Genomic DNA, 2,347 nt, shown 5'->3' on the forward strand with positions numbered 1-2,347 from the left:
TGGCCGCGGCGGCCGTGCACACCGGCGCCATGCTCGGCGTGGCGCTGGCCGTCGCGCTGCTGGTCTACGAGGTGCTCGGCGTCGGCGTGCTGCGCCGGGCCTGGTTCAACGTGGACCGGCTCTGGGCCGGCGTGCTGGTCGCCGCCGGTGTGGTGACGCTGCTCGGCGCGACCTGAGCGGCCGGGACGTCGGATCGCCCGCCGCCGTCCGGTCGACGGCGACGGGCGATCCCGGTGTGCCCGGGTCGAGCGGGCGGGTCAGCGGCCCGGCAGGGTGGCCAGCGCCAGGTTGGGGTCGACGCCGGTGGTGTACGCGGCACTGAGCACGAGGACGGTGCGGCCGCGCACGGCCACCGAGGTCGGGTTCTGCAGTCCGTCGGCAGCGGTCAGCAGGGTCCGCGAACGGCCCGTCGCGTCGATGCCCACCACCGTGTTCGGCCCGTTCAGTGCGGCGATGACCTGGTCGTCACCGGCACCGACGAACGCGAAGTCGTCGATGCCGACCAGGCCGGTCGCCGTCACCCGGACCGGGCCCGGCCGATTGTGCCGCATCGGGATGCGCAGCAGCGTGCCCTGGTCGAGGTTGGTCGCCCACACCGCGCCGGCGCGTACCTTGATGCCGTTGGCACCGAGGAAACCCGTCGCGGCGAGTTCGGGCGCCGCGGACCAGACCTCGACCGGGCCGCCCTCCAGGGCAACGGTCGAGATCGTGCCGAGCACCGAGTCGGTGAGGTAGAGCCGCTGCGCCGCCGCGTCCAACGCCAAGCCGTTGGGCAGGCCGTCGGCCGGCAGGGCCGCGACGCGCTGCGGGGCCTGGCCGGGCCGTAGCCGGTACAGACCGGTGGAGGCGGCGTCGCCGCTGGCGTACAGGAAATAGAGGGTGCCGTCGGTCGTCCGGACGATGCCCGTGGTCAGCGCGAACCCGAGCACCGGCGTACGGACGCCGCCGTCGGCCGGTGCCGGCAGGGTCGCCAGGATCCGCGTCCGACCGGACGGGGTGACCGCGGCGACCTGACGCGCGGCCGCGAAGGTGACGTAGGCCGTGCCGTCCGGGCCGACGGCGACGTTCTCCGGCATCTGCCCCTTCGTCAGGTCGAAGTGGACCGCGATCCGGGTGGGTGCCGGGGCGGCCAGCCCCATGGTCCGGGCCGGGGCGGTCGCGGCCGGGGCGGCGTTCGACGGCATGGCGGTCACGCCGCCGATCCCCGCCGCGGCGAGCGCGACTGCGAGCGTGGTCATTCTCTTGCGCATTCTTGTCCCCTGTCGATCGTCTCGTGGATGGGCGTGAAGCGGGCGCGACGGGTCCGGCGCTCCTCGCGGAGCACCTTCGCGTCGAGCCAACGGGTGGTGCTATCGGTGCCGGACAGGCCGTTCTGGAGCGCCGGCACGGGTGGTGACGGTGCCGTGCACGAGCAACGTCATCGCCGCGTGCGATGCCGAGCCGGGTTCGGTGGTGGCGACGACGACGGTCTGACCGGCCTCGGTGCGCAGGGTCTGCTGCGTCACGTCCATGGCGCCGACCAGCGGGTGACGCATCTGGTAGACGGCGTCGCCGCCGGCCTTCACCCGGTGGTCGGCCCACATGGCGGCGAACTCCGGACTCCGCATCGTCAACTCACCGACCAGCGCGGCCATCAGCGGATCGTCCGGGTGTCGCCCGGAGGCCATCCGCAGCGTCGCCACCACCGCGCGGGCCTTGGTGGGCCAGTCCGCGTACAGGTCGCGGGTGTGTGCGTCCAGGAACACCAGCCGGGCCATGTTCGGGTGCTGCTCCGGCCGCTCCAGGATCTCCGGGGGCAGGTGGCCGGCGAACAGGGCATGACCCGCGGCGTTCCACGCCAGCACGTCGGCCCGTCGACCGAGCACCACCACGGGTACGCCACCGAGCGTCGCGACGAGCTGCCGGACCGCCGGGCTCACCCGCTCCGGGGCCGGGCGGCGCACGGCGGGCCGGCGGCGGGTCCCGGCCGCCAACTCGTACAGGTGGTGGCGTTCCGCCTCGTCGAGCCGCAGTGCCCGGGCGAGCGCGTCGAGCACCTCGGGTGAGGCGTTCACGGCCTGCCCCTGCTCCAGCCGGGAGTAGTACGACACACTCACCCCGGCCAGCAGGGCCAGTTCCTCCCGGCGCAGCCCGCGAACCCGGCGCCGTTCACCGTACGTCGCCACGCCGGTGTCCTCGGGCCGTAGCTGGGAGCGCCGGGCCTGCAGGAAATCGCCGAGCTGTCCTCTCACGTCCATGACTCGAAGTATCACGAGCCCTGTTCGGGCCAACCACTCCCTGACAGGGGGCGGCACAACGTGCGCTTCCCTGCCGGGAACTCCTACTGATCTAATAGGAATGGCAGCGT

The 2,347-nt window shown here is 73.5% G+C and carries 2 protein-coding genes; both read right to left on the bottom strand.

Translation table 11 applies throughout. The features are described 5' to 3' along the window. Positions 1-257: 257 nt before the first annotated feature. Positions 258-1,238 carry a hypothetical protein gene (locus tag B1205_RS03495; RefSeq protein ID WP_254909678.1) on the bottom strand — a complete coding sequence of 327 codons (981 nt, stop codon included), beginning with the start codon at positions 1,236-1,238 and terminating at the stop codon, positions 258-260. 111 nt (positions 1,239-1,349) lie between these two features. Beyond that, complete coding sequence (locus B1205_RS03500; protein ID WP_089154261.1) at positions 1,350-2,237, bottom strand: helix-turn-helix transcriptional regulator; 888 nt, start codon at positions 2,235-2,237, stop codon at positions 1,350-1,352. Positions 2,238-2,347 lie beyond the last annotated feature (110 nt).

It is taken from the genome of Micromonospora sp. NBS 11-29, from assembly GCF_002140155.1.
GTDB lineage: Bacteria > Actinomycetota > Actinomycetes > Mycobacteriales > Micromonosporaceae > Micromonospora.